Origin of the sequence: Mesorhizobium sp. M3A.F.Ca.ET.080.04.2.1 (assembly GCF_003952525.1) — a bacterium.
Lineage (GTDB): Bacteria > Pseudomonadota > Alphaproteobacteria > Rhizobiales > Rhizobiaceae > Mesorhizobium.
Map to the genome: position 1 here is coordinate 4,380,160 of NZ_CP034451.1, position 21,307 is coordinate 4,401,466.

A 21,307-nucleotide genomic window follows, 5' to 3' on the forward strand; every position below is an offset into this window, starting at 1 on the left:
AAGTCTCGTCGCCTTGAAGGTTTCTAAAGCGCGTCCGCTCAAGTGAATTCCGGCTGCGCGCCTTAAGTCCTTGTTTTGATGCTGTCCTTGCCCCAGAACCGCTAACCCGGTTCTGGGCGACATGTTGCTTTTCTTCGCGTAAAAGACAACCCGGAAGCTATAAGTGTCAAGCTGTTTTTTATGCATAAAAATCAGATAAAAAGACACTTCGCCGAGTGAGCAGGGCGGACAGGAAGGACAACCCTCCGCCACGCATGATACCCGTTCAGCCGACGCGTTCTCAAAGCGCGTCGCGATCTTTCAGGTTCGCTCCATGCGCTTCAGGTCTTTGATTCTAGGCATGTCTTTGTCTTGAACCCGGTTCCCCTCGGGAAACATGCTTTAAGCCGCCAGCGCCGTCTCGGCCAGTTTGACCCAATAGCTCATGCCGTGGGGGATGACCTCGTCGTTGAAGTCGTAGGCAGGATGGTGGAGACCGGCGGTGTCGCCGTTGCCGATGAAGATGAAGGCGCCGGGACGTGCTTCCAGCATGTAGGAAAAATCCTCGCCGCCCATCACCGGCTGCATGGCGCGGTGGACATGCGCGTCGCCGGCGATGTCGGCGGCAACGTCGCTGGCGAAAACCGTCTCCTCCGGATGATTGAAGGTGACCGGATAATTGGGGTCGTAGTCGACCTCGATCGTCGCGCCGAAGGCGGCGGCGAGGCCGGCGCAGATGGCACGCATGCGCTCTTCCGCCCGCTTGGCGACTTCCTTCTTCAGCGTGCGAACGGTGCCGGCGATCTCGGCGCTCTCGGGGATGACGTTGTAGGCGTCGCCGGCGTGGAACTTCGTAACCGAGACCACCACCGACTCGACCGGGTCGGTGGTGCGCGAGGCGATGGTCTGCAGAGCCCCGACCAGCTGGCTGGCGATGACGATCGGGTCGATCGTGCTGTGCGGCATAGCGGCGTGACCGCCGCGGCCCTTGACGGTGATGGTGAACTCGGCCGTCGCCGCCATGATCGGGCCGGGCTTGATGGCGAACTGGCCCACTGGGAGGCCCGGCATGTTGTGCATGCCGAACACCTTTGCGATGCCGAATCGCTCCATCATGCCGTCCTTGACCATCTCGTTGCCGCCGCCGCCGCCTTCCTCGGCCGGCTGGAAGATCACCGCCACGGTGCCGGCGAAATTGCGCGTCTCGGCAAGGTATTTGGCGGCACCCAGCAGCATGGCGGTGTGGCCGTCATGGCCGCAGGCATGCATCTTGCCGGGCACCGTCGAGGCCCAGGGCTTGCCGCTGATCTCGTCGATCGGCAGCGCGTCCATGTCGGCGCGCAGCCCGATGGTCGTGCCGCTGCCCTTGCGGCCGTGGATGATGCCGACCACGCCGGTCTTGCCGAGGCCCGTCACCACTTCGTCGCAGCCGAAGGCCTCGAGCTTGTCGGTGACGAAGCCGGCGGTCTGGAAAACGTCGAAGTTCAATTCCGGCGTCTGATGCAGCTGTCGCCGCCACCCGGCGACCTCTTCCTGCATTTCCGCGGCACGGTTCAGAATTGGCATGATCAGTCCGTTTCCTTGTTGGAGCAGTCGGTTCAGATCCGCCGCTCAGCAATCGCGATTGTCGGGCGCTTTGCCATTTTGGCGTCACATAGGGTAAATAGCACCGCAACGATGCGGGTCGAGATCGAGGGCCGAACCGCATTATGCTGGCTATGCGTAACCAAATCTTACGGACCCAGCAGCGATTACGGCAAGAGGCGATTTCGGATTTGATCATGCGGCAAAGGCATTTCCTCAACCTGTTGCTTGCGGGCGCGCTGGCGCTGCCGATGCTTTCAGGCGCGGCGCGCGCCAATCCGGTGGTGCTGTTCGATCTCAAGAGCGGCCAGGTGCTGGAGCATCAGGATGCCTTCAAGCGCTGGTATCCCGCCTCGCTCAGCAAGCTGATGACGGCCTATGTCACCTTTCGTGCGATCGCCGCCGGTGAAGTGGCGCTCGATTCTCCGATCAAGATGACCAAGCATTCCGCCGGCGAACCGCCGAGCAAGATGGGCTTCAAGCCCGGCTCGGTTATGCGGCTGGACAATGCGCTGAAGATGATGCTGGTCAAGTCGGCCAACGATATCGCCATGGCTGTCGGCGAGAATATCGGCGGGTCACAGGCCGCCTTCGCCGACAGGATGAACGCCGAGGCGGCGCGGCTCGGCATGACCGGCACGCACTTCGTCAATCCGAACGGGCTCTATTCGCCGGACCAGTACACGACGGCGCGCGATCTCGCGCTGCTGGTCACCGCGATCCGCACCGATTTTCCGCAATACGCGCCGTGGTTCTCGATCGAGGGGCTTGCCGTCGGCAAGAAGGCGCTGCCGAACTACAATCTCTTGATCGGTCGCTATCCCGGCGCCGACGGTATGAAGACCGGCTTCGTCTGCTCGTCTGGATTCAACATGATCGGTTCGGCGACGCGCAACGGCCGCACGCTGGTGGCCGTGGTGCTGGGCGAGAGATCGGCCGTCAGCCGTGCCGAGGCCGCGGCGAGGCTGCTCGACCAGGGTTTCGGCATGCCGGCCGCCGGCTCGACGACGCTGGCCGGTTTGCAGCCCTATGGGGACACGCTGTCGCCGACCGACATGAACGACGAGATCTGCAAGAGGAAGCCGAAGCACGAGCAGTCCGAGGCAGCGCCTGCCGTTGCCGCCAAGGGCAAGCAGAAATCGCCCTATCAGGTAAGGCTCGACCACCCGACGCTGATCGCGGTCGGCCTCGGGGGCGCGACCGGACCCGCGCCCAAGGCTTTCGTCGACCAGACCGACGAGAACTATGCCGATGTTCCGGTGCCGACCTGGCGGCCCGACATGGAGGTGCCGGCCGGCGCCGAGCCCGCCGCGACCGGAACAGCCGCTGCCGCCGCCCAGGGCGACCAATCGGCCAAGCCCGCGAACTAGGTCCATGGCTGGTTTTCCGATCCCCGTCTCGGTGCTCACCGGCTTTCTCGGCGCCGGCAAGACGACGCTGCTCAACCGGCTGCTCAAGGACCCGGCCCTGACCGATACGGCGGTCATTATCAACGAGTTCGGCGAGGTGGCGATCGATCATCTGCTGGTCGAGCAGGCGACAGACGGCATCATCCAACTGTCCGACGGCTGCCTCTGCTGTACGGTGCGCGGCGATCTGGTCGACACGCTGGCCGATCTCGTCGACCGGCTGCAGACCGGCCGCATCGCCAGGCTTGCCCGCGTCGTCGTCGAAACCACCGGCCTTGCCGATCCAGCCCCGGTGCTGCAGTCGATCATGGCGCATCCGGCGCTTGTGCAGGCCTTCCGCCTCGACGGCGTCATCACTCTGGTCGACGCCGTCAACGGCACTGCCACGCTCGACGCGCATGTCGAAGCGGTGAAGCAGGCTGCGGTTGCCGACCGCATCGTGCTGGCCAAGACAGACCTGGCAGACGCGGCCGGTGTCGAGGCGTTGCGGGCGAGGCTGAGGCAGATCAATCCGGGCGCTGTGCTGCTCGACGTGGCCGAGACCGCGGCGTCCTCGCTGTTCGATTGTGGCGTCTACGATCCCGAAACCAAGTCCGCCGATGTGCGGCGCTGGCTCGGCGAAGAGGCCGTGCACGATCACGGCCATCATCATGATGACCATGATCATCACGATCACGATCACGACCATCACCATCATCGGCACGACGAGCGCGTGCGCTCACATTCGCTGGTGCATGATGGCCCGGTGCCGTTCTCGGCGATCGAGATGTTCCTGGATCTCCTGCGCTCGACGCATGGCGAAAAGCTGCTTCGTATGAAGGGCGTCATCGAGCTCCAGGAAGATCCCTCACGGCCGCTGGTCATTCACGGGGTGCAGAAGATCCTGCATCCGCCGGCACGGCTGCCGGCTTGGCCGGAAGGCCAGCGCGGCACAAGGCTGGTGTTGATCACGATCGACATGCCGCAGGATTACGTCCAGCGGCTGTTTTCCGCCCTCACCAACAAGCCATCGATCGACACGCCGGACCGGGCGGCACTCGAAGCCAATCCGCTGGCGATCGCCGGGTTGTAACCTGGAACAAGGGCGGCTCAGGCCGCGGCGCCGCGCTCGACCAGGAAGCGATGGCCGCCGGAGACCGCGGCCGACTCGATCAATTGGTGCCCGGCGTCGGCGCAGAATGCCGGAATGTCGATTACAGCCAGCGGATCGGTGGTTTCCAGCCACACCCGGCTGCCCGGCCGCATTGCGGCCAGGCGTTTGCGGGCTTTCAACACCGGCAGCGGGCAGTTCAGGCCCTTGAGGTCGTAAATGGAGTGCCTGGCCACTTTTTGTTCCGGCATGTCGTTGTCCAAAGCCACCTTATGTTTGGCAACATGCATCACCGATCTCAGCCGCCGAACAGGCCGACCAGCTTCTTCTTCAGCTTCGACACGGTGCCCTCGTCGGCACTTGCCGACTGCGTCTCGGCTGCCGGCCCGGCGGGCTGGGTGACGCCAGCAGTCTCAACCGGTTGCTGGGCAGCTTGCTTGGCGGCTTCCTTTTCGGCCAAAGCCTGGGCCCGGGCCGCTTCCTTGGCGGCCTTGGCCGCCTCGATGGCCGCCAGGCGCTGCTCCTCGGCCTTGCGCTTGGCCTCCTTCTCCGCGTCGATTGCCGCCATCTTGCGACCGAGCGGGGAATCGATACGGCCCATACGCGTCACTTCGGTCACCGAGCCGTCGGCGTTCATCGACGGCGGCTCGATCGGCACGCGTTCGCCGCGGGCACGGCGCTTAGACCAGTCGGAAACGAGGCTGGCTTCCTTGATGCCAGCAATGGTCGGCTTGGGCGCAGGCGTGCTCGACTTGACCGCGGAGCTGTATGCAGCGTCGTAGCGTTTCTCGTAATCGGCATAGGCCGACTTCAGTGAATCCGGCTGCGTCGTTGCCGGGCAGGGGCCGGTCGGGTTGAACGTCGTGCCTTCGGGCGCCACCTGGTTGAAGACGTAGCGCTTCTCGCAGACGTCAACCTTTGGCGGCACCTTGGTGATCTCGAAATTGTCGTAGCCGACCTTCAGCATCTTCCAGAAGTCGTAGTTCGGGTCGTTGCGGTAGCGCGCCATGTTGGCGGCGGTCATGCGGAACGGGAAGGCCTGGATCTGGAACTCGGTCTGGCCGCCCTGGAAGGCGTCGCGGCCGAAAGCGTAGATCTGCTCGATCTGGGCGTCGGTCATCGAATAACAGCCGGACGACGAGCAGGCGCCGTGCACCATAAGATTGGCGCCGGTACGGCCGTTGGCGCGGTCATAGGCGTTCGGAAAGCCGATGTTGAAGGACAGGTGGTAGTTCGAGCGCGGATTCATCTGCGAGGGCCGGACGGTATAGAAGCCTTCCGGCGCCTGGCGATCGCCCTCGGTGTATTTGGGGCCGAGCTTGCCCGACCATTTGCAGATGTCGTAGGTGGCGACGAGATCGTAGCGGCCGTTGGTCTTGGCCTTCCAGATTTCCAGCTTGCCTTCTTCCTTGAAGATGCGCGCCATCACGGAGGAGGTACGCACCATGCCCTTGGCCTTCATGTCGGCGAGGATCTTGTCCGGCAGCGGCTTGTTGGCCTCCGGCGCAAAATCCTTCATCGACGAATCATTGCAGCCGGCAACGCCGATAGCGGCGATCAGGACTCCGGTGCGGGCAAGCTTGGCGAACATGGGTACGGCTATGTCTTTTCTCTCGGGCCAAAGGCTTCGGCAGCGCCGAGCCCGCACGCTGAACATTGACGGACCGTAGGCCCGTTAACCTTGAAAATTCCTTACCGCAAGCCTTGGCCAACCCCTCACGGTGATTTCATTGAACTGAAAGCGGCGGCATTTTTGTGGCAGAATCATGCGCAATCACCACTTTGCCGCGTGGCTGCCAATGCATGTCGCCCCCAAGCGGAACCGTCTCTGGGGCAACGACCTGCAGCAAAACGACCGACCTGGGAAGCGCGTCGCCCGACAGTGTTTGGTTTTACGCAATTCCGGACGGAAAACCGCTATGCACTTTTCCTGGGATGGCTTTAAAGGCTGCGACCCATTGCGAGATATTTCTCGCGGCGCTGCTCGCGGAAATCGGTGTTGGCGCCGGCAAAATCCTTCATCGTCTTGGCAATGAGATCGCCGGTGGCCGCAATCACCGTCTCAGGGGCACGCTGTGCTCCGCCGATCGGCTCGGCAACGATGCCGTCGATGATCTTCATGTCGAGAAGATCCTGGGCGGTGATCTTCATGTTGGTCGCAGCGTCCCTGGAGCGGGTGGTGTCGCGCCAAAGGATCGAGGCCGCGCCCTCCGGCGAAATCACCGAATAAATGGCATGTTCAAGCATGTAGACGCGGTTGGCGGTGGCGATGGCGATGGCGCCGCCGGAGCCGCCTTCGCCGATGACGACAGAGATCGAGGGCACCTTGAGCGCCAGGCAGGCAGAGGTCGAGCGCGCAATCGCTTCGGCCTGGCCGCGTTCCTCGGCGCCCACGCCGGGATAGGCGCCTGCGGTGTCGACCAGCGTCAGCAGCGGAATGTTGAAGCGATCGGCAAGCTCCATCAGCCGCACCGCCTTGCGATAGCCTTCGGGCCGGACAGAGCCGAAATTATGCTTGATGCGGCTTGCCGTGTCCGAGCCCTTCTCCTGGCCGATGACCGCCACCGGTTCGCCGCGGAAACGGGCGAAACCGCCGACGATCGCCTGATCGTCGCCGAAATTGCGGTCGCCGGCCAAGGGCGTGAAATCGCTGAACAGGCCCTTGATGTAGTCGACGCAGTGCGGCCGGTCCGGATGGCGCGCCACCTGCACCTTCTGCCAGGGGGTCAGCGCCTTGTAGAGGTCGCGCAGCGCATCGCGGGAGCGCTTCTCCAGCCTGCTGATCTCGTCAGCGACATCGACTGCCTCGCCGTTCTCCGCGAGCTTCTTGAGCTCGAGGATCTTGAGCTCCAGATCCTGCACCGGCTTTTCGAAATCGAGGTAATTGTACATGCTTGGGCGGACCGATCCGTCGGAAGGCAATGGCTGGCGGAACCCTGGAAATGCTGGCTCCGGGCGGAGGAACGTCGTCCTCACATAACGATATGAGGCCTAGTCGGCAAGCGGATGATGATCGTTGACCAGCCGCACCAGCCGCTCCTCCAGCACATGAGTGTAGATCTGCGTCGTCGAGATGTCGGAATGGCCGAGCAACTGCTGCACGGCCCGTAGATCGGCGCCGTTCTGCAGCAGATGGCTGGCGAAGGCATGTCGCAGCACATGCGGCGAGATCTTGGCGGAGGCGATGCCGGCTCTGGCAGCCAGCCCCTTGAGGTCGCGGGCAAAGACCTGCCGGGAAAGATGCCCGCTGTCGGAGGCGGCCGGAAACAGATAGGCGCTGTCGGCAAAAGCCGGCATCTCTGCCCTGGCGGCAAGCCACGCACGCATCGCGTCGCGCGCCTTGGCCGACAGCGGCACCATGCGCTCCTTGTCGCCCTTGCCGCGAACCATGAAGAAGCGATCGTCGCGCAGCGCCACCGTCACCGGAAGGCCGACCAGCTCCGAAACGCGCAGACCCGTTGCATAAAGCACCTCGACCAGCGCCTGCAGGCGCAGCGCCGCCAGCCTGTCGCCGTCCGGGGCGGGGCCGCGCGCCTCCTCAGCCGCGCGGTCGAGTAGGCGCCCGGTTTCGGCCTGGGTCATGGTCTTCGGCAGCGGCCGGCCCTTTCTCGGGCTGTCCAGCGTGCCGGTCGGATCGTCGCCGCGCAGGCCCTCGGCATAAAGGAATTTGAAGAACTGGCGGATCGCCGACAGCTTGCGCGCCTGCGAGGTCGGCGCGAAGCCGCGCGCTGCAATGCCGTCGAGATAGGCGCGGATGTCGGCTGCTCCCGCTCCAGCCAGCCCGCCGCCGATCGCTTCGGAGGCATCCTCCAAGTCGCGGCGATAGGAGGAAAGCGTATTTTCGGCCGCCCCCCGCTCGGCGCTCATCATCTCGAGGAAGGCTTCGATGCGGGCCGCGCTGTTCATCTGGGCGGGGGCAATTTTGGTCAGTTCTTCTTGGGATTGAGCTTTTCGGCCGGAATGCGCACGCTCATTTCCGCCTTCTTCGGCTCCACGAACATCGCCAGCGCGAACATCGCGCCGTAGACGATGCCTGCAAGAACCGCGAGCGTCACGACGAAGCGAAACAATGTCGGCATTCAGTTTTCGCCTGTCTTCTTGTTCTGCGATTCCAAGCCTGTGCCCTTATGGGACGCCAGTCCGGCCAATTCAAGGACCAAGGACCACCCGCCGTCGAAGCTATGCTGGAAAACCTCACGATGGCGCGCCCGAAGCGCCGCGCTTGACGCAAACAGGCTTTTGATGTCGATACGGCCCAAAGGGGTCTCGCATGAACGCGCCGCCAGCAAATCCGCCGGACGAAGGCCAAGCCGCACTGCTCGAACAACTGGGCAGCCGCTCGATCGTCTTCGTCGGACTGATGGGCGCCGGCAAGACGGCGATCGGCCGCAAGGTGGCGGCTATGCTCAGCCTGCCGTTCATCGACAGCGACCAGGAGATCGAAACCGTTTCGCGCATGAGCGTGCCGGAACTCTTCGAGCGCTATGGCGAGCCGGAGTTCCGCGCGCTGGAGCAGCGGGTTATCCTGCGTCTGCTGGAACACGGGCCGCAGGTGCTGTCGACCGGTGGCGGCGCCTTCATGAACGCGCAGACGCGCGAGGCCATCGCGGTCCATGGTGTGTCGGTGTGGCTGAAGGCCGACCTCGACCTCTTGATGGAGCGGGTCTCGAAGAAGCAGAACCGGCCGTTGCTGAAGAACCCCGATCCGCGCGGCGTGCTTGAGCGGCTTATGGGCGAGCGCTACCCGGTCTATGCGACTGCCGACATCACGGTTCCGACCCGCGACGACCGCAAGGAGGTCATTGCCGGCGAGGTGGTGTCGGCGCTTTGCGGGCATCTCGGCGTTGCTGTGATTGCGACCAGCGATGGGGTGCATTCGTGAACAAGACCGCACCGGTGAAGGTCGAGGTCGGGCTCGGCGACCGCGCCTATGACATATTGATCGGCCCCGGCCTGCTATCCGATGCCGGAACCGAAATCGCGAGGCGCCTTCCCGGCACCCGCGCGGCCATCATCACCGACGAGAATGTCGCCGCCGCGCATCTGGAAGCGCTCAAGGCCGGCTTGGAAAAGGGCAGCATCCAGGCCGCCGTCATCACGCTGCCAGCCGGCGAGAAAACCAAGAGTTTTGCCCATCTTGAAGACGTGGTCGACGGCGTTCTCGCCGCAAAGCTCGAACGCCGCGACGTGGTCATCGCGCTCGGCGGCGGCGTTATCGGCGATCTTGCCGGCTTCGCCGCCGGGATCGTGCGGCGCGGCATGAATTTCGTGCAGATACCGACTTCGCTTCTGGCACAGGTCGATTCCTCGGTCGGCGGCAAGACGGGCATCAACAGTGCGCGCGGCAAGAACCTGGTCGGCGTCTTCAACCAGCCGAAGCTGGTGCTGGCCGATACCGGCGTGCTCGACACGCTGCCGATCCGCGAATTCCGCGCCGGATATGCCGAGCTTGCCAAATACGGGCTCATCGACCGCCCCGTCTTCTTCGCCTGGCTGGAGGATAACTGGGAAAAAGTGTTCGCCGGCGGCCCGGAGCGGACCGAAGCCATCGCGGAAGCCTGCCGCGCCAAGGCCGATGTCGTTGCCCGCGACGAGTTCGAGACTGGCGACCGCGCACTGCTCAACCTCGGCCACACATTCGGCCATGCGCTCGAAGCTGCAACCAACTATGACAGCACCCGCCTCGTTCATGGCGAGGGCGTCGCGATCGGCATGGCGCTTGCGCATCGTTTTTCGGCGCGCCTCAATCTGGCGAGCCCGGACGACGCGGCCCGCGTCGAGGCGCATCTTCGCGCGGTAGGCCTGCCTTGGCGGATGGCCGACATCCCCGGCGGGTTGCCGGACGCCGAGACGCTGCTCGGTTTCATCACCCAGGACAAGAAGGTGTCGCGCGGGGCGCTCACCTTCATCCTGACGCGCGGTGTCGGCGAGGCCTTCATTGCCAGGGACGTTCCGCCTTCGGAAGTGCTGTCCTTCCTCAAGGCGAGCCATCCCGAGTGGCTCAAGATGAGCCATTCCAGATGATCGAGACCGGCTGGATAGCCGCAGCCGTCCTCGCCGCTGTCGTGCTGCTGGCGCTTGCCTTGCGCACGCGCCTGCTTGCCGCCTTCGGTTACATGCTGAAGCCGATCGAGGCGCAGCGTCCAGAAAACGACGGGGCGAAAGAGAACGAGGAGGAATCCCGTCGCGACGGGCAAGCGGGCCACCAGCACCGCAACCGTTTGGGCGACCTCTTCGAGCTCGAGGAGCTCGAAGTCTCGGACGTCATGGTCCACCGCACCAATATGCGTTCGGTCAATGCCGACAATGCGCCGGAAGCGGTGGTGCGCGAGATCCTGCAGAGCCCGCACACCCGCATGCCGCTGTGGAAGGGCTCGCTCGACAACATCGTGGGCGTGCTGCATGCCAAGGATCTGCTGAGGGCACTCAATGAGGTCGGCAACGACTTCTCCCAAATCGACGTGATGAAGATCGCGTCGAAGCCGTGGTTCGTGCCGGACACCACCACCTTGCAGGACCAGCTCAATGCCTTCCTGCGCCGCAAGGCGCATTTCGCCGTCGTCGTCGACGAATATGGCGAGGTCGAAGGGCTGGTGACGCTGGAAGACATCATCGAGGAGATCGTCGGCGAGATCGCCGACGAGCACGATGTCGACATGCAGGGCGTCAAGCAGGAGGCGGACGGCTCGGTGGTCGTCGACGGCACGGTGCCGATCCGCGACCTCAACCGGGCGCTCGACTGGAACCTGCCGGATGAGGAAGCCACGACCATCGCGGGCCTGGTCATCCACGAGACGCAGTCGATCCCCGAAGAGAAGCAGGCGTTCACCTTTCACGGCAAGCGTTTCGTCGTGATGAAACGCGACAAGAATCGCATCGCCAGGCTGCGGATCCGGCCTGCCGGGGATGCCTAGGATCTGTCCCGAGCCTGACTGTGATCCGCTCGCAGCTTCGGTCCTCAGAATTGCCAATCCGTAACTGGACGCGCGAAGTGCCGGCATGCACACTCTGGCAAAACGGTCGGAGAGGCATAATGATCGATCGGCGAAGTCTTGTGCTTGCGTCCCTTGCGGCGATGCTGCCGGCGGAGGCTTTTCCCGCATGGCTTCGCCAGCCGAAGACCGTCGACTATGGCCCCGCCAAGCTCGACATCTATGCGGCCGACGGCGCCAGGGACAGGCCGGTCCTGCTCTTCATCCATGGCGGCGCCTGGCGGATCGGCAGCCGTGGCAACGTCAACGGCAAGCCGGGCTTTCTGCTTGCCAACGGATTCCTGTTCGTCTCCATCGACTACCGCATGCTGCCTGACGCCGACGTCGCTACCCAGGCAGCCGATGTGGAGAGAGCTTACGCTTATGTTCGCGCCAATATCGCCAGCTATGGCGGCGACCCCGACCGCATCGCGGTCATGGGTCACTCGGCCGGCTGCCATCTGGCGGCGCTGACCGGCTTACGTGGCGGCCTGCCTGGCGTCGCCGCGCTGGTGCTGGACGACACCGAGGCCTACGACATCGAGGCCCTGGCCAAGGCGCAGGGCGGCAAGCTGCGACCGGTCTACGCGCAGGCGTTTTCCGATCCGAGCCAATGGCGGGCGCTCTCGCCCGCGACCTATGTCGGCAAAGGCAAGCTTCCGCCTGTCTTCATCGCCTATTCGAATGCGCCGATCCGCGCGACAGTCGCGCGCGACTTCGCGGAGCGGCTGCGCGCAGCGGATACCAAAGTCACGCTGTTCGACGGCAGCGCCTATTCGCACATGGCCATCAACCGCCGCTTCGGCGAGGACGGTGACGCACTGACGGCCGCGGTGATGGCGTTCCTGAAGGCGACGGTCGCCTGACCGCAGCACGCGCCTCAACTGGATCACGTCAAAATCCGCGGCGGGACATTGTCGCCTGACCGTGCATGCGCTCAATTGCCGCCGGATCGTCACGCAGGAGGGAAGCGATGAACGGAGCCGATGTCCTGTGCGACGTGCTGTTGGCCAACGGCGTGAATGTCTGCTTCGCCAATCCCGGCACTTCGGAGATGCATTTCGTGGCGGCGCTCGACCGCAAGCCCGAGATGCGTTGCGTGCTCGGCCTTTTCGAGGGCGTGGTGACCGGAGCCGCCGACGGCTATGCCAGGATGACGGACCGCCCGGCCGCGACGCTGCTGCATACCGGCCCCGGACTGGCCAATGGCTTGGCCAACATCCACAATGCCAGGCGTGCGCGAGTGCCGATGATCAACATCGTCGGCGACCATGCCTCCTATCACTTGCCGCTCGACGCGCCGCTCACCAGCGACATAGAAAGCCTTGCGGCGCCGATGTCGAACTGGGTCCGCCGCATCGCCGGTCCAGCCGATGTCGCGCCGGCCGCGCAGGCGGCCTTTCGCGCTTCGCTGACGCCTCCCGGCACCGCAACGCTGATCCTGCCGGCGGACGCTGCCTGGGGCGAGGCTAGCGTGGTCTCCTCGGCCAAGGTGGAACTTGCCCCGCCACCAGCGGTCGACATGAACACGGTGCGCAACGTTGCCGAAGCCATTCGCGCCGCGCCCGGTCGCGTCGGCATGATCCTGCGCGGACCAGCGGCGCGCGCCGACGGGCTCGAAATTGCCGGGCAGATCGCCGCGGCCATGGATGTCCGCCTGTTCAGCGAGGTCCTTGTGGCCCGAATGCAGCGCGGCCGCGGACGGGTCGCGCCGGCCCGCATTCCCTACCCGATAGACGCCGCGCGGGCCTTCCTTGCCGACATCGATGTGCTGATCCTCGTCGGCGCCAAGGAGCCGGTGGCCTTTTTTGCCTATCCCGGCAAGCCGGGGCGGCTTGTGCGCGAAGGCTGCGCGGTGATGTCGCTGGCCGAGCACGGCCAAGATCTCGAGACCGCGCTTGCCCTGCTTCGGGACGAACTCGGCATCAAACCGTCGCAGCCTGTAGCTGCCGCCACGGCTTTTCCCGATGAGCCGACGCCGCGCGGCAAGCTGACGGACGATGCGATCGCGCTTTCGGTGGCAAGGAGACTTCCCGACAATGCGATCGTCTGCGACGAGGCGGTCACCTCGGCGCGGCGCTATTTCGCGCTTTCAGCCTTCGCCGCCCAGCACGACTACATGATGACGACCGGCGGCTCGATCGGCGAGGGCATGCCGATGGCGACTGGTGCCGCGATCGCCTGTCCGGGGCGCAAGGTGGTCAACCTCGAGGCCGATGGCAGCGGCATGTATACGGTGCAGGCGCTGTGGACCCAGGCCAGGGAGAAGCTCGACGTGGTCACGATCGTCTTTTCCAACCGGACCTACGCCATATTGCATGGCGAGATGCGCAATGTCGGGGTGAACGCGATTGGCGAGAACGCCAGGCGCATGCTCGACCTCGATCAGCCGGCGCTCGACTGGGTCTCGCTGGCCAACGGCATGGGCGTGGAAGCGGCCCGCGCCGACACATGCGAACGGTTCGATGCGCTGCTCGACAGCGCCCTGTCACGTCCAGGGCCGTTCCTGATCGAAGCGGTGATCTAAGCGAGCCGAGAGGGCTCGCAGCACCTACCAGCGCGTCTTTTCGCCTGGCGCGGCGGGCTCGATCGCCAGCGCGTGCACGCCGGCCTTCAGTTCGTCGGCCAGCAGGTCGTTGACGGCGCGGTGGCGCTCGACGCGGCTCATGCCAGCAAAGCGCGGCGAGACGATGCGGACGCGAAAATGCGTCTCGCCGGCGCCGTCGAAGGCGCCATGGTGATCGGAGCCATGGTGATGATGGCCGGCGTGAAGATGGCTTTCGTTGATGACGGCCAGCCTTTCCGGCGAAAATGCCGCCTTCAGCTTGCTTTCCATCGTCGCCTGTATGGACATCGAGGCTTCCCTTCACCACATCTACGGCACCGCCGCAAAATCTCAGTTTTCGACCGCTTTTAAGCCGCGATTCAGCGGTTAGGGCGATCATCGGCGAAATGTCAATTCTTGTTTCGCACCAGCGAACAGCCCATAAATGGGTGAGATGAAACCGTATCCCAAATATTTCGAGAAGATCCGCATACGGCCGGAAAAGGACGCCGAGCTGAAGTCGCGTGCGCCAATCTGCCAGTGGGACGGTTGCAAGGAGGCGGGCACGCACCGGGCGCCGGTCGGGCGGCTGAAGGAGGGGGAATATTTCCGCTTCTGTTTCGAGCACGTGCGTGAATACAACAAGAGTTTCAACTACTTCTCCGGCGTGTCGGACAGCGAGATCGCCCGCTTCCAGAAAGAGGCGCTGACCGGCCATCGGCCGACCTGGCGCATGGGCGCCAATGGCGGCGGGATGCGTTCGGCGCCCGACTTCGCGCAGCAGCGTTCGGGGCGCGCCGGCTATTACAACCGCATGCGCGATCCGTTCAACCTGTTCGGCACCGGGTCGCGCGAGCCGCGCGAGCGCAAGGCCAGGCCGCTTGAGGCCAAGGCGCTGGAAACGCTTGGCCTTGATACAAAGGCGACTGGTCAGGATATCAAGGCGCGCTATAAGGAACTCGTGAAGCGCCACCATCCGGATGCGAATGGCGGCGACAGAGGTTCGGAAGACCGGTTCCGCGACGTGCTGCAGGCCTATCGCGTGCTCAAGCAAGCAGGGTTGTGCTGAGCGGCCTTACGGTCCGTGTCGTTTTCCAACTTTCATCGGGTAGGAAAAGGCTCTAAGACCGCCCCCGAACAAAATCGATTGCCGGCGAAACGCCGCGTTCGCCCGTGGAGACGTTGATAGAGATGAACAAGGTCGATCGCGACATCGCCAACCTGCCCGACACGACGGTGCCGGTGAAGGAGAAATTCGGCTTCGACTCCAAGATGGTGGTTCCCGCCTATTCGGTGTCGACCGAGCACGTGCCCGACATCGACCCGGACTATCTGTTCGACAAGGCGACGACGCTGGCGATCCTTGCCGGCTTCGCCTACAACCGCCGCGTCATGGTGTCCGGCTATCACGGCACCGGCAAGTCGACGCATATCGAGCAGGTCGCGGCCCGCCTCAACTGGCCCTGCGTGCGCGTCAATCTGGACAGCCATGTCAGCCGTATCGATCTCGTCGGCAAGGATGCGATCGTCGTCAAGGAAGGCCTGCAGGTCACCGAATTCCGCGACGGCATCCTGCCCTGGGCCTATCAGCACAATGTGGCGCTCTGCTTCGACGAGTACGATGCCGGCCGGCCGGACGTGATGTTCGTCATCCAGCGCGTCTTGGAATCCTCGGGCCGCCTCACGCTGCTCGACCAGAGCCGGGTCATCCGCCCACATCCGGCGTTCCGGCTGTTTGCCACCGCCAACACGGTCGGTCTTGGCGACACCACCGGCCTCTATCACGGCACGCAGCAGATCAATCAGGCGCAGATGGACCGCTGGTCGATCGTCACCACGCTCAACTACCTGCCGCATGACAACGAGGTGAACATCGTTCTGGCCAAGGCCAAGCATTACCGCGACAGCAAGGGCAAGGATATCGTCAACAAGATGGTGCGCGTCGCCGACATGACGCGCTCGGCCTTCATCAACGGCGATCTCTCGACCGTCATGAGCCCGCGCACCGTCATCACCTGGGCCGAGAACGCCGAGATCTTCGGCGACATCGGCATGGCGTTCCGGCTGACCTTCCTCAACAAATGCGACGAGCTGGAGCGTTCGGTGGTGGCTGAATTCTACCAACGCGCCTTCGGCGAGGACCTGCCGGAGAGCGCCGCCAACGTGGTGCTGGGCTAAGCGCGTGCCGAAGGGCCTGAGCTTCCAGGCCAGATCGCGCAGGGAATGACAATGGCGGGTCCGGGCGACAACACGCGCAACAAGCCGAAGAACGGGTCTGAAGCGGACAGCTTCAAACGTGCCGTCACGGTATGCATGCGCGCCGTCGCCGGCGACAAGGATCTCGAAGTCGGTTTCGCCAAGGACCGGCCCGCACTGGCCGGCAGCCGCGCCCGGCTGCCCGAGCTGCCGAAGAAGGCTACCCGAAACGACATAGCGATCACCCGCGGTATCGGCGATTCCATGGCGCTGAAGCGCGCCTGCCACGACCAGCGCATCCACAACAAGCTGGCGCCGGAAGGCAAGCTGGCGCGCTCGATCTTCGACGCGGTCGAGCAGGCGCGGGTCGAGGCGATCGGCAGCCGCGCCATGCAGGGCGTCGCCGACAATATCGGCTCGATGCTCGAGGACAAATACGCCAAGGCGAACCTGGTCGATGTCAGGGACAAGGCCGACGCGCCGCTCGAGGAAGCGCTGGCCCTGATGGTGCGCGAAAAACTCACCGGCCGCACCGTGCCGAAGAGCGGCGAGCGGCTGGTCGATCTCTGGCGCCCATGGGTGGAGGAAAAGGCCAGCGCCGATCTCGATGCGCTGTCGGCCAAGCTCGACGACCAGCAGGCCTTTGCCCGCCTGGTGCGTGACATGCTCGTCTCGATGGAAATGGCCGAGGAACTCGGCGACGACCAGGAGACGGAGGACACCGAGGACAACGAAGAAAACGAGCAGCAGGGCGAAGAACAAAGCGAGGAGGGCGGCGAGGACGACTCCGGCTCCGAGCAGTCGCAGTCCGAGGATGCCGAGTCTTCTGCCGACGAACAAGAGTCGGCCGAAACGGAAGCGACAGACGCGACCTCCGACGACCTTTCCGACGAGGACGATTCCGACGCGGAGACGCCCGGCGAAGCGCGGCGCAACGACAATCCGTTCCTCAACCTGCCGAAGGAAATCGACTACAAGGTCTTCACCACCGCCTTCGACGAGACGGTCGGCGCCGAGGATCTTTGCGAGGAAGAAGAGCTCGATCGGCTGCGCGCCTTCCTCGACAAGCAACTCGCCAATCTCTCCGGCGTCGTCGGCCGGCTGGCCAACCGGCTGCAGCGCCGGCTGATGGCGCAGCAGAACCGCTCCTGGGATTTCGACCTCGAGGAAGGCTACCTCGATCCATCGCGGCTGGTGCGCGTCGTCATTGATCCGATGCAGCCGCTGTCGTTCAAGCAGGAGCGCGACACCAAGTTCCGCGACACCGTGGTGTCGCTGGTGCTCGACAATTCGGGCTCGATGCGCGGCCGCCCGATCACCGTGGCGGCGACCTGCGCCGACATTCTGGCGCGCACGCTGGAGCGCTGCGGTGTTTCGGTCGAGATCCTCGGCTTCACCACGCGCGCGTGGAAGGGCGGGCAGGCGCGCGAGAAATGGCTGAAGGACGGCAAGCCGCCGAACCCCGGCAGGCTCAACGATCTGCGCCACATCATCTACAAGTCCGCCGACCATCCGTGGCGGCGCGCGCGCCGCAACCTCGGCCTGATGATGCGCGAGGGCCTGCTCAAGGAAAACATCGACGGCGAGGCACTGCTTTGGGCGCATAACCGGCTGATCGGCCGGCCGGAGCAGCGCAAGATCCTGATGATGATCTCGGACGGTGCGCCGGTCGACGATTCCACGCTGTCGGTCAATCCCGGCAACTATCTCGAGCGGCACCTGCGCGCCGTGATCGAGCTGATCGAGACGCGCTCGCCGGTCGAACTGCTCGCCATCGGCATCGGCCATGACGTCACGCGCTACTATCGGCGCGCCGTCACCATCGTCGACGCCGAGGAATTGGCCGGCGCCATGACCGAGCAACTGGCGTCGCTGTTCGACGAGGAGAGCGCCCGCGACAGCCGGCGCGGCGGCTTGCGGCGCGCCGGATGATCTTGTCGAGGGCGCGGATCCGGCGGGCAATATCGGCTTGTGCGCTGGCCTGTGCGTGGGTTTCGCCGGCATTTGCCGAGGCGCGCACCCCGATCGAGACGATCGAGGTTTCGGCGCGGCCAATCACCGAGTTCCATACTGGCCGGGATGAGAAACGGTTCGGACCGCTGGAATTCGTCGGCGGGCTGGAGATGACCTCGCCGTCGCGCGATTTCGGCGCGCTGTCGGCCTTTCGCTTCCTGAAGCCCGGCAGCGATTTCATCGGCGTCGCCGACACCGGCTTCTGGTTCTTCGGCAGCATCGCGCGCGATGCCGAGGGGCGTCCCTCGGGCGTAACAAGTTTCCGTATGCAGCAGATGGTCGACGCCTCGGGCCTGCCGATCGACAGGAAATGGAAGGTCGATGCCGAAGGGCTCGCGGTGAAGGACGGCGTCGCTACCGTCGGTTTCGAGCGCGACCAGCGGATCGCCCAGTTCAAGATCGATGCCGATAATATGAAGGGACCGTTCAGACAGCTCGACTATCTGGTTCCGGCCCGGGAGCTGCGGATGAACCGCGGCTTCGAGACCGTGACGCATGCGCATCCTTACGGCCAGCATGAGGGCGGCCTGGTGGTGGTGTCGGAAAAGAGCCTGGACAAGGCCGGCAACATCTACGCGGCCGTCATCGAGGGACCGCACAAGGGCGTCTTCACGGTCAAGCGCAACGGCGATTTCGACATCACTGACGGCGCCTTTCTGCCGAACGGTGACCTTCTGCTGTTGGAGCGCAGCTTCTCGATGGCGCGCGGGGTGAAGATGCGGCTGCGACGCATCTATGGCGAAAGCGTCGAGAAGGGCGCCGTTGCCGACGGTCCAGTGCTGATGGAAGCCGATATGGGCGACCAGATCGACAATATGGAAGGGCTTGACGTCTGGACCCGGGACGACGGCGCCCTGATCGTGTCACTGATGTCGGACGACAATCACTCGATCCTGCAGCGCAACCTCTATCTGGAATTCATGCTGCACGAGGATTGAAGCGGGGTCGCGGTCAGCGGACCTTGTAGATCTCGATCGGCTTGCCGGCGGTCGAGGCGACCAGCTCGAGCCAGTCCGGTGCACGCCCCTTCACCAACTGGGCCGCCAGCCCAAGCGGAGCGTCCTGCGCAAGCGAGATTTCCTCCGAATTGCCGCGGCAGATCACGACCAGCCCGACATGTTCGCGCTCGATGACCGCACGCGTGATTTCCGGCGTTCCCATGAAGGCGTCGAACATGGCGAGATTGCCGCCGACATTGCGGTGGTACGGGCCGGCCAGCGCCCTGTGGCCGGTAAACATCAGTATTCCAGAGCCGAGATTGGACGAGGCAAGCACGGTGGTTGCCGGCATGGCGGCAAGATCGCGGAAGTCTCCGGGCTTGCCGCAGCTCAGTCCGTGGTCCGGGTCGGAGTTGATGGCTCTGGGCGCCGTCTGGACCATCGACTGCGCGGCGACCGCGACGCCGGCCCAGGTCGCGTTGAGCGACATCAGCCAGGCTGCGGCCATCCGCGTGGATATGCGCCATGAGCGAGCGATGCTTGCCTGAAGGCGGATACGGGCGATCCAGGCCGAGAGCGGCAGCACCGCGAAGGCGACCGAGAAGGTGGAGCCGCGGACCTGCCATAGGCTGACGGCGAAGGCGACGACAAGCAGCAAGCCGGCAAGAGCCTCCTCGCGGCGAAGGCGTCGGCTGCGAAGCTGAAAGGCGATCAGCAGGATGCCGATGAAGGGCGTCACATAGCGCGCGGCCATCAGCTTCGGCTGATGGACCGCAACGCTGAAGAAGGGCTGCGCCTCGACGACGTCGTTCAGCCAATAGGTGCGAAGTCGCTGGTCTACATCTGCATAGGGCGCGGCCAGGCATTGCGGGAAGAACACCACCGCGACCGCTGCGACCGCCACGGCCAGCATCGACATGCGGATGAGCCGGCTCTTGGCCGTAGACTGTCCGGGCAGGCCGGCAAGCATGGCCAAACCGAGGCCGGAGAGCGCCGCGATCACGAACTGGAAGGACGAAAAGGCATCGCACTGGGGTGCGCCCCAGGAGGACGGATGTATGGTGGCGACGAAGACCACCGACGCGACCGCTGCAAATCCGATGCCGAAGCCGGATGCGGTCATGCGCTCCTTTTCATCGAGAATGAAGAGCACGGCGACAGCGGCGCCCAGCGTCGCCACGTAAGGCGCGGTTTCCATGCCGATCGCAAGCGTGAGGCCCGCGCACATGCCGGAGAGAACGGCGGCGATCCGCCAGGGGGGCGCCTCCATCAAAAGCCAGAGGCTCGCCGCTGTCAAAAGCAGCTGGATGTTGTGGTGGTCGAGGAAGCCAGGGCTGAAGATGCGGAGGAAGAACAGCGCGGCGGTCGAGAGCACCAGAGCGGGCATCGCCACATTCGCGCCGGCAAAACGCTGCGAGGCGCGCAGAATGACGAATATCGTCATGCCGTAGAGAGAAAGCGGCCAGATGATCTGTGCGGCCCTCTCGGCCGTGGCTGCGCCGGCGCCCTGCGCATCGAAAGCCAGGATGATGAGCGCGATCGGGGTATCGACCAGGCGCGACCAGTGCATGACGAAGCCGCCCGCCAGGCCCATCCTGTATTGATGGAGATCGAACCAGCCCTGGCCGCCGAGAAGATCGCGGACCTCGACCATCCGCAGCATGCTGTCGTTGTCGCCGCCATAGTCGGCGAGCGACGGAAAGCCGGATATAGCGTTGATCGCGAGGACCAGCAGCGTGGCGCAGAACGCCAGCAGGAGATCATGTTTCCAACCGGTAGCCTGCGTGGTCATGCGGGTCGCGATGTCCTGGAAATTTTTCGCGATCCTGCACCATGTGACGTAACAAAGCGTAAAGCGCTGGCACACCCGGCCAGTTGGAAGCGTCAGGCGATGGCAGGCTGGCTCCAGCGGGCCGCCAGCAGCCGGTAGGGGATCAAAGCCACGATGGCGATGATCAGCTTGACCGAGAGGTCGCCGAGCGCCCAGGAGACCCAGCGCATTGTCTCGACCGACAGCACGCCCAGCAGCGGCGCCGTCTCCAGCGCAAAGGCATCGTTGGGGCCGACAAAGGCGAAGGCGGCGGAAAAGGCAAGGGCGAAGAACACGGCCGTGTCGAATACCGAGCCGACCAGCGTGCCGACGATCGGTGCGCGCCACCAGCTCTGCCGCCGCAGCCGGTTGAACACGGTCACGTCGAGCAATTGCGCAGTCAGGAACGCCGCGCCGGAGGCAGCCGCGATACGCACCAGCCGGTCGGCCGCGGTCTCGAACTCGATCAGGCCGTGGCGGAACAGGAAGGGCGGAACCAGGATCGAGCAGATCACCGCCGTCATGAAACCGACGAAGACCACCTTGCGCGCCACTGCCGGACCGTAGCGGCGGTTGGCAAGATCTGTGACCAGGAACGAGAAGGGATAGGCGAAAGCGCCCCAGGTGAGCAGGTCGGCCAGCGAAAGACCGCCGATCTGGCCCTGCATCGGGAACTGCACGAGAATGTTCGACGCCACGACGACAAGCGCCATGGCAGCCACGAAAGGCAGGTATCGCGACAGGAAGTTCATTTTTTTATCCTGGGTGATGG

At 64.4% G+C, this 21,307-nt stretch carries 20 protein-coding genes; 11 read left to right on the forward strand and 9 right to left on the reverse strand.

Annotated features, from left to right (window positions below):
- Nucleotides 1-381: 381 nt before the first annotated feature.
- On the reverse strand, nucleotides 382-1,545 hold the full coding sequence (locus EJ074_RS20930) for a M20 aminoacylase family protein (RefSeq protein ID WP_095804546.1): 1,164 nt from the start codon (nucleotides 1,543-1,545) through the stop codon (nucleotides 382-384).
- A 215-nt stretch (nucleotides 1,546-1,760) separates the two neighbouring features.
- Here EJ074_RS20930 and EJ074_RS20935 point away from each other — a divergent pair, with 215 nt between their 5' ends.
- Together EJ074_RS20935 and EJ074_RS20940 are read left to right on the forward strand one after the other, a co-directional pair.
- Nucleotides 1,761-2,933 carry a D-alanyl-D-alanine carboxypeptidase family protein gene (locus EJ074_RS20935; protein ID WP_095804545.1) on the forward strand — a complete coding sequence of 391 codons (1,173 nt, stop codon included), beginning with the start codon at nucleotides 1,761-1,763 and terminating at the stop codon, nucleotides 2,931-2,933.
- Nucleotides 2,934-2,937: 4 nt separating this feature from the next.
- Nucleotides 2,938-4,044 (forward strand): GTP-binding protein, encoded by a 1,107-nt coding sequence (locus EJ074_RS20940; RefSeq protein ID WP_095804544.1) that lies wholly within the window; start codon nucleotides 2,938-2,940, stop codon nucleotides 4,042-4,044.
- A 17-nt stretch (nucleotides 4,045-4,061) separates the two neighbouring features.
- On the opposite strand, the gene EJ074_RS20945 is transcribed toward EJ074_RS20940, so the two are convergent.
- From EJ074_RS20945 to EJ074_RS20965, 5 genes are all read right to left on the reverse strand, one after another.
- Nucleotides 4,062-4,313, reverse strand: a complete 252-nt coding sequence (locus EJ074_RS20945; protein WP_095804929.1) for a sulfurtransferase TusA family protein — start codon at nucleotides 4,311-4,313, stop codon at nucleotides 4,062-4,064.
- A 47-nt stretch (nucleotides 4,314-4,360) separates the two neighbouring features.
- Nucleotides 4,361-5,653 (reverse strand): murein L,D-transpeptidase family protein, encoded by a 1,293-nt coding sequence (locus EJ074_RS20950; protein WP_095804543.1) that lies wholly within the window; start codon nucleotides 5,651-5,653, stop codon nucleotides 4,361-4,363.
- Nucleotides 5,654-6,003: 350 nt separating this feature from the next.
- Nucleotides 6,004-6,954, reverse strand: coding sequence for an acetyl-CoA carboxylase carboxyltransferase subunit alpha (locus EJ074_RS20955; RefSeq protein WP_095804542.1), 951 nt, complete (start codon nucleotides 6,952-6,954; stop codon nucleotides 6,004-6,006).
- Between the two features lie 99 nt (nucleotides 6,955-7,053).
- Complete coding sequence (locus EJ074_RS20960; RefSeq protein ID WP_095804541.1) at nucleotides 7,054-7,968, reverse strand: site-specific tyrosine recombinase XerD; 915 nt, start codon at nucleotides 7,966-7,968, stop codon at nucleotides 7,054-7,056.
- Nucleotides 7,969-7,988: 20 nt separating this feature from the next.
- Nucleotides 7,989-8,141: a histidine kinase gene (locus tag EJ074_RS20965; RefSeq protein WP_095804540.1), complete on the reverse strand. Its 153-nt coding sequence runs from the start codon at nucleotides 8,139-8,141 to the stop codon at nucleotides 7,989-7,991.
- A gap of 191 nt (nucleotides 8,142-8,332) precedes the next feature.
- On the opposite strand from EJ074_RS20965, the gene EJ074_RS20970 reads away from it, so the two are divergent.
- The 5 genes from EJ074_RS20970 to EJ074_RS20990 all read left to right on the forward strand — a co-directional run bounded on the left by EJ074_RS20970 (nucleotide 8,333) and on the right by EJ074_RS20990 (nucleotide 13,560).
- Entirely contained in the window at nucleotides 8,333-8,944 is a 612-nt protein-coding gene (locus tag EJ074_RS20970; protein ID WP_095804538.1) for a shikimate kinase, read from the forward strand.
- Nucleotides 8,941-10,086, forward strand: a complete 1,146-nt coding sequence (gene aroB / locus EJ074_RS20975) for a 3-dehydroquinate synthase (RefSeq protein WP_095804537.1) — start codon at nucleotides 8,941-8,943, stop codon at nucleotides 10,084-10,086. The genes EJ074_RS20970 and aroB overlap by 4 nt, the downstream gene beginning before the upstream one ends.
- Entirely contained in the window at nucleotides 10,083-10,976 is an 894-nt protein-coding gene (locus EJ074_RS20980) for a transporter associated domain-containing protein (protein WP_095804536.1), read from the forward strand. Before aroB ends, EJ074_RS20980 begins: the two co-directional genes overlap by 4 nt.
- A 119-nt stretch (nucleotides 10,977-11,095) precedes the next feature.
- Nucleotides 11,096-11,899 carry an alpha/beta hydrolase gene (locus EJ074_RS20985; protein ID WP_095804535.1) on the forward strand — a complete coding sequence of 268 codons (804 nt, stop codon included), beginning with the start codon at nucleotides 11,096-11,098 and terminating at the stop codon, nucleotides 11,897-11,899.
- A gap of 107 nt (nucleotides 11,900-12,006) precedes the next feature.
- The gene (locus EJ074_RS20990) at nucleotides 12,007-13,560 is read left to right on the forward strand and encodes an acetolactate synthase large subunit (RefSeq protein ID WP_129553711.1); all 1,554 of its coding nucleotides are present in this window, start codon (nucleotides 12,007-12,009) and stop codon (nucleotides 13,558-13,560) included.
- 24 nt (nucleotides 13,561-13,584) lie between these two features.
- Here the strand turns inward: EJ074_RS20990 and EJ074_RS20995 are convergent, their stop codons facing one another.
- Complete coding sequence (locus EJ074_RS20995; RefSeq protein WP_095804533.1) at nucleotides 13,585-13,887, reverse strand: BolA family protein; 303 nt, start codon at nucleotides 13,885-13,887, stop codon at nucleotides 13,585-13,587.
- Between the two features lie 136 nt (nucleotides 13,888-14,023).
- Between EJ074_RS20995 and EJ074_RS21000 the strand changes: the two genes are divergently transcribed.
- From EJ074_RS21000 to EJ074_RS21015, 4 genes are all read left to right on the forward strand, one after another.
- Nucleotides 14,024-14,647: a J domain-containing protein gene (locus EJ074_RS21000; protein ID WP_095804532.1), complete on the forward strand. Its 624-nt coding sequence runs from the start codon at nucleotides 14,024-14,026 to the stop codon at nucleotides 14,645-14,647.
- 122 nt (nucleotides 14,648-14,769) lie between these two features.
- Nucleotides 14,770-15,756: a cobaltochelatase subunit CobS gene (gene cobS, locus EJ074_RS21005; RefSeq protein ID WP_095804928.1), complete on the forward strand. Its 987-nt coding sequence runs from the start codon at nucleotides 14,770-14,772 to the stop codon at nucleotides 15,754-15,756.
- A gap of 51 nt (nucleotides 15,757-15,807) precedes the next feature.
- Nucleotides 15,808-17,706: a cobaltochelatase subunit CobT gene (gene cobT / locus EJ074_RS21010; protein ID WP_095804531.1), complete on the forward strand. Its 1,899-nt coding sequence runs from the start codon at nucleotides 15,808-15,810 to the stop codon at nucleotides 17,704-17,706.
- Complete coding sequence (locus EJ074_RS21015) at nucleotides 17,703-18,725, forward strand: esterase-like activity of phytase family protein (RefSeq protein ID WP_095804530.1); 1,023 nt, start codon at nucleotides 17,703-17,705, stop codon at nucleotides 18,723-18,725. The genes cobT and EJ074_RS21015 overlap by 4 nt, the downstream gene beginning before the upstream one ends.
- Before the next feature lie 13 nt (nucleotides 18,726-18,738).
- Here the strand turns inward: EJ074_RS21015 and EJ074_RS21020 are convergent, their stop codons facing one another.
- A complete protein-coding gene (locus tag EJ074_RS21020; protein ID WP_245454741.1) occupies nucleotides 18,739-20,592 on the reverse strand; it encodes a GtrA family protein in 1,854 nt (617 codons plus the stop codon).
- Between the two features lie 17 nt (nucleotides 20,593-20,609).
- Complete coding sequence (locus EJ074_RS21025) at nucleotides 20,610-21,287, reverse strand: queuosine precursor transporter (protein WP_095804528.1); 678 nt, start codon at nucleotides 21,285-21,287, stop codon at nucleotides 20,610-20,612.
- Nucleotides 21,288-21,307: the final 20 nt, after the last annotated feature.

What these genes read in the sequence shown, in the direction of transcription:
- cobT (WP_095804531.1), top strand. Translation starts at nt 15,808, where the DNA reads ATGGCGGGTCCGGGCGACAACACGCGCAACAAGCCGAAGAACGGGTCT.
- EJ074_RS20950 (WP_095804543.1), bottom strand. Translation starts at nt 5,653, where the DNA reads ATGTTCGCCAAGCTTGCCCGCACCGGAGTCCTGATCGCCGCTATCGGC.
- EJ074_RS21025 (WP_095804528.1), bottom strand. Translation starts at nt 21,287, where the DNA reads ATGAACTTCCTGTCGCGATACCTGCCTTTCGTGGCTGCCATGGCGCTT.
- EJ074_RS20935 (WP_095804545.1), top strand. Translation starts at nt 1,761, where the DNA reads ATGCGGCAAAGGCATTTCCTCAACCTGTTGCTTGCGGGCGCGCTGGCG.
- cobS (WP_095804928.1), top strand. Translation starts at nt 14,770, where the DNA reads ATGAACAAGGTCGATCGCGACATCGCCAACCTGCCCGACACGACGGTG.
- EJ074_RS20940 (WP_095804544.1), top strand. Translation starts at nt 2,938, where the DNA reads ATGGCTGGTTTTCCGATCCCCGTCTCGGTGCTCACCGGCTTTCTCGGC.
- EJ074_RS20970 (WP_095804538.1), top strand. Translation starts at nt 8,333, where the DNA reads ATGAACGCGCCGCCAGCAAATCCGCCGGACGAAGGCCAAGCCGCACTG.
- EJ074_RS21015 (WP_095804530.1), top strand. Translation starts at nt 17,703, where the DNA reads ATGATCTTGTCGAGGGCGCGGATCCGGCGGGCAATATCGGCTTGTGCG.
- EJ074_RS20985 (WP_095804535.1), top strand. Translation starts at nt 11,096, where the DNA reads ATGATCGATCGGCGAAGTCTTGTGCTTGCGTCCCTTGCGGCGATGCTG.
- EJ074_RS20990 (WP_129553711.1), top strand. Translation starts at nt 12,007, where the DNA reads ATGAACGGAGCCGATGTCCTGTGCGACGTGCTGTTGGCCAACGGCGTG.
- EJ074_RS20930 (WP_095804546.1), bottom strand. Translation starts at nt 1,545, where the DNA reads ATGCCAATTCTGAACCGTGCCGCGGAAATGCAGGAAGAGGTCGCCGGG.
- EJ074_RS20995 (WP_095804533.1), bottom strand. Translation starts at nt 13,887, where the DNA reads ATGTCCATACAGGCGACGATGGAAAGCAAGCTGAAGGCGGCATTTTCG.
- EJ074_RS20965 (WP_095804540.1), bottom strand. Translation starts at nt 8,141, where the DNA reads ATGCCGACATTGTTTCGCTTCGTCGTGACGCTCGCGGTTCTTGCAGGC.
- EJ074_RS20945 (WP_095804929.1), bottom strand. Translation starts at nt 4,313, where the DNA reads ATGCCGGAACAAAAAGTGGCCAGGCACTCCATTTACGACCTCAAGGGC.
- EJ074_RS20955 (WP_095804542.1), bottom strand. Translation starts at nt 6,954, where the DNA reads ATGTACAATTACCTCGATTTCGAAAAGCCGGTGCAGGATCTGGAGCTC.
- EJ074_RS20960 (WP_095804541.1), bottom strand. Translation starts at nt 7,968, where the DNA reads ATGAACAGCGCGGCCCGCATCGAAGCCTTCCTCGAGATGATGAGCGCC.
- EJ074_RS21000 (WP_095804532.1), top strand. Translation starts at nt 14,024, where the DNA reads ATGGGTGAGATGAAACCGTATCCCAAATATTTCGAGAAGATCCGCATA.
- EJ074_RS20980 (WP_095804536.1), top strand. Translation starts at nt 10,083, where the DNA reads ATGATCGAGACCGGCTGGATAGCCGCAGCCGTCCTCGCCGCTGTCGTG.